This window comes from Bradyrhizobium sp. (assembly GCF_036735945.1).
GTDB lineage: Bacteria > Pseudomonadota > Alphaproteobacteria > Rhizobiales > Xanthobacteraceae > Bradyrhizobium.
Genome location: NZ_DAINNI010000184.1, coordinates 1 through 6,955 on the forward strand (window position 1 = coordinate 1; position 6,955 = coordinate 6,955).

At 65.8% G+C, this 6,955-nt stretch carries 8 protein-coding genes and 1 pseudogene; all 9 read left to right on the top strand.

All coding sequences use genetic code 11. The annotated features are described in order from the left end of the window. A partial coding sequence (locus tag V7E26_RS28280) for an ATPase, T2SS/T4P/T4SS family (protein ID WP_324422692.1) occupies positions 1-647 on the top strand: 647 nt, incomplete at its 5' end. Then, positions 644-979, top strand: a complete 336-nt coding sequence (locus V7E26_RS28285; RefSeq protein WP_211400695.1) for a TrbC/VirB2 family protein — start codon at positions 644-646, stop codon at positions 977-979. The genes V7E26_RS28280 and V7E26_RS28285, both read left to right, overlap by 4 nt. Then, positions 979-1,242, top strand: coding sequence for a VirB3 family type IV secretion system protein (locus V7E26_RS28290; RefSeq protein WP_211400694.1), 264 nt, complete (start codon positions 979-981; stop codon positions 1,240-1,242). The genes V7E26_RS28285 and V7E26_RS28290 overlap by 1 nt, the downstream gene beginning before the upstream one ends. A gap of 9 nt (positions 1,243-1,251) precedes the next feature. Beyond that, complete coding sequence (gene trbE / locus V7E26_RS28295) at positions 1,252-3,747, top strand: conjugal transfer protein TrbE (RefSeq protein WP_211400693.1); 2,496 nt, start codon at positions 1,252-1,254, stop codon at positions 3,745-3,747. Further along, a complete protein-coding gene (gene trbJ, locus V7E26_RS28300; RefSeq protein ID WP_211400692.1) occupies positions 3,744-4,496 on the top strand; it encodes a P-type conjugative transfer protein TrbJ in 753 nt (250 codons plus the stop codon). Before trbE ends, trbJ begins: the two co-directional genes overlap by 4 nt. A gap of 9 nt (positions 4,497-4,505) precedes the next feature. Next, a complete protein-coding gene (gene trbK-alt, locus V7E26_RS28305; RefSeq protein WP_246579595.1) occupies positions 4,506-4,772 on the top strand; it encodes a putative entry exclusion protein TrbK-alt in 267 nt (88 codons plus the stop codon). Further along, complete coding sequence (gene trbL, locus V7E26_RS28310) at positions 4,769-6,118, top strand: P-type conjugative transfer protein TrbL (RefSeq protein ID WP_211400690.1); 1,350 nt, start codon at positions 4,769-4,771, stop codon at positions 6,116-6,118. The genes trbK-alt and trbL overlap by 4 nt, the downstream gene beginning before the upstream one ends. Beyond that, the gene (gene trbF, locus V7E26_RS28315; RefSeq protein WP_211400689.1) at positions 6,115-6,801 is read left to right on the top strand and encodes a conjugal transfer protein TrbF; all 687 of its coding nucleotides are present in this window, start codon (positions 6,115-6,117) and stop codon (positions 6,799-6,801) included. Before trbL ends, trbF begins: the two co-directional genes overlap by 4 nt. Beyond that, a pseudogene (locus V7E26_RS28320) lies at positions 6,801-6,955 on the top strand (P-type conjugative transfer protein TrbG); the annotation flags it as partial. The gene trbF and the pseudogene V7E26_RS28320, both read left to right, overlap by 1 nt.

The following is a 6,955-nucleotide window of genomic DNA, read 5'->3' on the forward strand; positions in this document are numbered from 1 at the left end:
CGGCGGTCGCCGTGTTCACGCTCGCCGATTACGTCGCCGCCGGCATCATGACGGCTGCGCAGGCGGACGTGCTGCGGCTCGCGGTCGAGCGGCGCAAGAACGTGCTAATCGCCGGCGGCACCTCCACCGGCAAGACGACGTTGACGAATGCGTTACTGGCGGAAGTGGCGAAAACGTCAGATCGCGTGGTGCTGATCGAGGACACCCGCGAACTACAATGCGCCGCGCCGAACCTTGTCGCACTTCGGACGAAAGATGGCGTCGCCTCGCTCTCGGATCTGGTGAAGTCGTCGCTGCGTCTGCGCCCCGACCGCATTCCGGTCGGCGAAGTGCGCGGCAGCGAAGCGCTCGATTTGCTCAAAGCCTGGGGCACCGGACATCCCGGCGGGGTCGGCACCATCCATGCCAATACCGCGATCGGCGCACTGCGCCGGCTCGAGCAGCTCGTGCAGGAGGCCGTCGTCACGGTCCCACGCGCCTTGATAGCAGAGACCATCGATATTGTCGCCGTTCTGTCTGGCCGCGGCGCCGAACGGCGCCTGGCCGAGATCGCCCATGTCGACGGACTCGATCCAGCAACCGGCGACTACCGCACCCTCAACGCGCTGCTCCCCACCCCAAACCCCTCGAAAGGAGACCCTGAATGACCCGGCTTGCCTTGTCTCGTGTGCGCCACCACCTGACCGAGGCGACGGCGCTCGCCACGATCACGCTGCTGACGGCGGCGCCCGCCCATGCCTCCGGTTCGTCGATGCCGTGGGAAGAACCGCTTCAAAAGATTCTCGAATCCATCGAGGGGCCGGTCGCCAAGATCGTGGCGGTTATCATCATCATCACCACGGGCCTCACGCTCGCCTTCGGCGACACCGCAGGCGGCTTCCGGCGGCTGGTGCAGATTGTCTTCGGTTTGAGCATCGCTTTCGCGGCCTCTTCCTTCTTTCTCAGCTTCTTCAGCTTTGGCGGCGGGGCGCTGGTCTGATGGAGGAAGACGTCCGCGGCTTCTTCGCGCCGGTGCATCGCGCGCTCACCGAACCGATCCTGCTCGGCGGCGCGCCGCGCACGGTCGCCATCGCCAACGGAACGCTTGCCGGCGCCGTCGGGCTCGGCCTGCGCCTGTGGCTCGCCGGCCTCGTCATCTGGGCGATCGGGCATTTCGCGGCCGTCTGGGCCGCGAAGCGCGACGCGCAGTTCGTCGACGTCGGCCGCCGACACCTGCGCTATCCCGCGCACATGGACGTGTGAGGCGCGCCGATGCTGAACCTCGCCGAATACCGGAAGAAGAACGCACAGCTCGCGGATTTCCTGCCCTGGGCCGCGTTGGTCGCGCCGGGCGTTGTCCTCAACAAGGACGGATCGTTTCAACGGACGGCGCGGTTTCGCGGTCCCGATCTCGACAGCGCCACGCCGGCCGAACTGGTCGGCACGACCGCGCGCCTGAACAATGCGCTGCGCCGTCTCGGCTCCGGCTGGGCGATCTTCGTCGAAGCACAGCGTCATCCCGCCACCGACTACCCGGAAAGCCTGTTTCCGGAATCTGCCTCGGCCCTTCTCGACATCGAACGCCGCGAGCAGTTCGAGGACTCCGGCGTCCTGTTCGAGTCGAGCTACTTCCTCACCTTCGTCTGGCTGCCGCCCGCCGAGGAAGCCTCGCGCATGGAAGCCTGGCTCTACGAGGGCCGTGAGCGCAGTGGGGTCGATCCCTGGGAACTGCTGAAGAGTTTCGTCGATCGTACCGACCGCGTGCTCAATCTCGTCGAAGGCTTCGTGCCGGAAGCCGACTGGCTCGATGACTCGGAAACGCTGACCTACCTGCATTCGACCATTTCGACCAAACGCCATCGCGTGCGCGTGCCGGAAACGCCAATGCACCTCGACGCGTTGCTGGCCGATCAGCCGCTCGCCGGCGGGCTGGAACCGCGGCTTGGCGACTTCCATGTCCGCACGCTCACCGTCGTCGGATTCCCGACCTCGACATTCCCCGGAATCCTCGACGACCTCAACCGCCTGGCCTTCGTCTATCGGTGGTCGACGCGCGCCATCATGCTCGACAAGACCGACGCAACGCGCCTCGTCACGAAAATCCGCCGGCAGTGGTTTGCAAAGCGCAAATCAGTCGCGGCGATCCTGAAGGAGGTGATGACGAACGAGCAGTCGGTGTTACTGGACACCGACGCCGCGAACAAGGCCGCCGATGCCGACGCGGCCCTGCAAGACCTCGGCTCCGATCAGGTCGGCCAGGTCTATGTGACCGCGACCGTCACGGTGTGGAACGCCGACCGCACCATCGCCGACGAACGGCTGCGGCTGGTCGAGAAGGTCATCCAGTCGCGCGACTTCACCTGCATCGTGGAAGGCGTCAATGCCATCGAAGCCTGGCTCGGCTCGATCCCCGGCCAGACCTACGCGAACGTCCGCCAGCCGCCGATCTCGACGCTCAACCTCGCGCACATGATGCCACTGTCGGCAGTCTGGGCCGGGCCGGCGCGGGACGAACACCTCGGCATGCCGCCATTGTTCTACGCCAGGACCGAAGGCGCGACGCCGTTCCGTTTCGCGCTCCATGTCGGCGATGTCGGCCACACCATGATCGTCGGGCCGACCGGGGCGGGCAAGTCCGTGCTGCTCGCTGTGATGGCGCTCCAGTTCCGCCGCTATCGCAATTCGCAAGTCTTCGTCTTCGATTTCGGCGGCAGCATCCGAGCCGCGACCTTGTCGATGGGCGGCGATTGGCAGGACCTCGGCGGCACGCTTACCGACGAGGCGGAATCCACGTCCGTCGCGCTCCAGCCGCTGGCTCTCATCCATCATGTTCTCGAACGGGCCTGGGCCGCCGACTGGCTGGTCGACATTCTCCTGCGCGAGGGCGTTACGATCACCCCGGATGTTAAGGAATATATCTGGGCGGCGCTGACGTCGCTGGCCTCGGCGCCGGTCGAGGAGCGCACCATCACCGGCCTGACGGTGCTGTTGCAGTCCTCAGTGCTGAAACAGGCGCTGCGTCCCTACTGCATCGGCGGCGCGCATGGTCGGCTGCTTGACGCCGAGCACGAATATCTCGGCACGGCGAACGTCCAGGCCTTCGAGACCGAAGGGCTTGTCGGCACCAGGGCGGCGCCGGCCGTTCTCTCTTACCTGTTCCACCGCATCGAGGCCCGCTTCGACGGTCGACCGAGCCTGCTCGTCATCGACGAGGGCTGGCGGGCGCTCGACGACGGTGGCTTCGCCGACAAGATCAAGGAATGGCTCAAGACGCTGCGGAAGAAGAACGTCAGCGTGGTCTTTTCCTCGCAGTCGCTGGCCGACATCGAGGCGTCGCCGATCGCGCCCGTCCTGGTCGAGAGCTGCCCGACGCGCATCTTCCTCGCCAACGAGCGCGCCATCGAGCCGCAGATCACCGCCGTCTATGAGCGGTTTGGGCTTAATTCCCGTCAGATCGAGATCATCGCGCGGGCGACCCCGAAGCGCGATTACTACTGCCAGTCGCGACGCGGCAACCGCTTGTTTGAGCTGGGGCTTGGCTCCGTCGCGCTGGCGCTGTGCGCATCGTCGGACAAGGCCGCGCACGCGCTGATCGACGAGCTGCTGCGCGATGGCGCGCGGCCGTACTTCCTCGAAGCCTGGCTCTACGCCAACGACCTCGCCTGGGCCGCCGACCTCGTTCCCAATCTCACGAATGTCATCGATGCGTCCGTTGCAACGCATCAGCCGTCGCGCATCACGCCGTCAGAACAGGAGACGCCATCATGATTCTGTCCGTATTCCGCTTGCGTTATCGCCACCCGATTGCGGCGGGTGCGCTCGTGCTTGCCGTGACGTTTGCACCCGGCAGCACCGATGCATTTGACATCGTCTACGACCCGTCGAACTACGCGCAGAACGTCCTGACCGCCGCACGCGCGCTTCAGCAGATCAACAACCAGATCACCTCGCTCGCCAATCAGACGCAGATGCTGATCAACCAGGCGAAGCACCTCGCCAGCCTGCCAACGTCTGTCCTCTCCCAGATCGACGGCAACTTCGCCGAGATGAAGCGGCTGATGGGTGAGGCCGACAAATTGGCCTACAACGTCGGCAATATCGAGACACAGTTCTCGTCGACCTTCCAGAACTTCGCGGTCGGCAAGACCGACGCGCAGCTCATCACGTCCGCACGCGACCGTTGGCAGCAATCGCTGTCGGCCTACGAGCACTCGCTGAAGGCCGGAGCGGTCGCCGTGCAGAACCTCGACGGCACGCGCGCCCAGACCAGCACGCTGGTCGACTCCAGCCAGTCGGCCGTCGGCGTGCTTCAGGCGACGCAGGCCGGCAACCAACTCATCGGCGTCCAGACCCGGCAACTTGCCGACCTCACCGCGATGCTCGCCGCACAGGGCAGAGCCGACGCCCTTGAGAACTCCCGCAAGGCCGCGGCGCAGGAGCAGTCGCGCGAACAGCTCAGCCGCTTCCTGACCGGAAGCAGCTACAGCCCGACGCCCGTTCGCATGTTCCATGACTGAGGGACGACGATGGATTGGAAAGTTGCAACCCGAGTTGTCGCCGTCCTCGCATTTGCCGTGATCGTGGCGGCTTGCGCCATTGCGTTGCGTCCCGACGCCACCGAGGAAACACCCGCGTCGACCGCTCAGTCACAGAGCGAGGAGCCTGCATCCAGCGAATTGCTCCGCTGCCGCGAGATCGGCGCGGCCGCGCTCGACGACGCCGGTTGCAAGAAGGCGTGGGCGGACAGCCGCCGTCATTTCCTGGAAGGCGATGCTGGGCGCGCGCGGCCATGAACACCGGCGTCATCGACCGCTTTCTGGAGACATTTACCCGCTACATTGATAGCGGCTTCGGCCTGCTCGGCGGCGAGATCGGATTCCTCACCTCCACACTGATCGTCATCGACATCACGCTGGCGGGCCTGTTCTGGGCCTGGGGCGTCGACGAAGACGTGCTTGCCCGTCTCATCAGGAAGACGCTCTATATCGGCTTCTTCGCCTTCATCATCGGTAACTTCAACCGGCTCGCCGGGATCGTCTTCCAGTCCTTCAGCGGCCTCGGCCTGAAGGCGGGCGGATCGTCGCTCACGGCCGACACATTGCTCCAGCCCGGCCGCGTCGCGCTGGTCGGCATCGACGCCGGCATGCCCATCCTCAAGGCCGCCGGCGACCTGATGGGCTACATCTCGTTCTTCGAGAATTTTGTGCAGATCATGGTGCTGATGATCGCCTGGGCGATCGTGCTCATCGCCTTCTTCATTCTCGCGGTCCAGATATTCGTCACGCTGATCGAGTTCAAATTGACCACGCTCGCGGGCTTCGTGCTGATCCCGTTCGCGCTGTTCAACAAGACCGCGTTCCTCGCCGAAAAGGTCCTCGGCAACATTGTCGCCTCCGGCGTCAAGATTCTCGTGCTCGCCGTGATCGTCGGCATCGGCTCCCGCCTGTTCAGCGAATTCACGACCGGCTTCTCCGGTACACCGACCATCACCGACGCGCTGGCGCTTGTGCTCGGCGCGCTGTCGCTGATGGGATTGTCGATCTTCGGTCCCGGCATCGCTACCGGACTTGTTTCCGGCGCGCCGCAACTCGGTGCAGGCGCCGCCGTCGGCACTGGCCTTGCCGTCGCCGGCATCGGTGCGGCCGGCGTCATGGGCGCAAGCGCTGGCCTCTCCGGCGCGGCGAGCGCGGTTGGTGGCGGCGGACGCATGACCGCGGCCGCCGCGCGCGGAGGTGCGTATCTCGCCGGCAGCACATCGAGCGCCTATGGCGCCGGCGCATCCGGCCAGAGCCGCATGGGCGCCGTCGCTGCCGGTCTGGGCGGCGTTACAAGGGCCGGCGCATCCGCAGCTATCCAGCCTGTGCGACAGGCTGCATCGCGCGCCGCCGCATCCCTCAAATCGAGTTACGCAGCCGGCCGCGCCGCCGCCACGGGCGGACCATCCTCACCGGCAACAGCCGCGGGCGCTTCAGCCGCTCAAACCCCTTTAGCATCCGGCGCACCACCGGCCTGGGCCGCGCGCATGAAGCGCAGCCAGACCTTGAGCCACGGCGCGACCGCCGCTGCCCATGCCGTGCGTTCGGGCGATCACGGCGGCGGCTCCATGTCCGTGTCCCTCCATCAGGATGATCATAAATGAATCTCTTCCGCCGTCCCTCCGTGCGCTACGCGCGCACGCCCGAACCCGAAACTCCGTATCTCAAAGCCGCGCAGGTCTGGGACGAGCGCATCGGCTCTGCGCGCGTGCAAGCAAAGAACTGGCGACTCATGGCCTTCGGCTCGCTGGTGCTCGCCGGCGGCTTCGCGGCCGCGCTGGTGTGGCAATCGACGCAGGGCACGGTCGTTCCCTGGGTGGTTCAAGTCGACAAGTTCGGCGAGGCGCAGGCGATCGCGTCCGCCGTCGCGGACTACAAGCCGACCGATCCGCAGATCGCGTGGCATCTCGCGCGCTTCATCGAGCAGGTGCGCAGCATTCCGGCTGACCCCGTCGTCGTGCGACAGAACTGGCTGCGCGCCTACGACTACACGACCGATCGCGGCGCCATCGCATTGAACGATTACGCGCGCGGCAACGATCCCTTCGCGAAGGTCGGCAAGCAGCAGGTCGCGGTCGAAATCTCAAGCGTCATTCGCGCCTCGCCGGAATCATTCCGCATCGCCTGGCTGGAGCGCCGTTACGAGAATGGTCAGCTCTCCGGCACCGAACGCTGGACCGCCATCCTGACCATCGTAATCCAGCAGCCGCGCAGCGCCGACAAGCTGCGCGCCAATCCGCTCGGTGTGTTCGTCAACGCAATCAACTGGTCGAAGGAGATGGGGTGATGGGGGACAACAGAAAAAATGCTGCGCCGGCGCTGATCGCCATGATGCTGGCGACGACAGCGCTTGCCGGCTGCGCCAACAAGTTCATTCCGCCGGACATCGACTACGACGATGCCGCGCCCGCCGTGCTCAGCGCCGATCCGGTCGGGCCGGT

Bases quoted from the DNA above. Each gene is read 5' to 3' on its own strand.
- trbJ (WP_211400692.1), top strand. From the start codon at position 3,744: ATGATTCTGTCCGTATTCCGCTTGCGTTATCGCCACCCGATTGCGGCG.
- trbF (WP_211400689.1), top strand. From the start codon at position 6,115: ATGAATCTCTTCCGCCGTCCCTCCGTGCGCTACGCGCGCACGCCCGAA.
- trbL (WP_211400690.1), top strand. From the start codon at position 4,769: ATGAACACCGGCGTCATCGACCGCTTTCTGGAGACATTTACCCGCTAC.
- V7E26_RS28285 (WP_211400695.1), top strand. From the start codon at position 644: ATGACCCGGCTTGCCTTGTCTCGTGTGCGCCACCACCTGACCGAGGCG.
- trbE (WP_211400693.1), top strand. From the start codon at position 1,252: ATGCTGAACCTCGCCGAATACCGGAAGAAGAACGCACAGCTCGCGGAT.
- V7E26_RS28290 (WP_211400694.1), top strand. From the start codon at position 979: ATGGAGGAAGACGTCCGCGGCTTCTTCGCGCCGGTGCATCGCGCGCTC.
- trbK-alt (WP_246579595.1), top strand. From the start codon at position 4,506: ATGGATTGGAAAGTTGCAACCCGAGTTGTCGCCGTCCTCGCATTTGCC.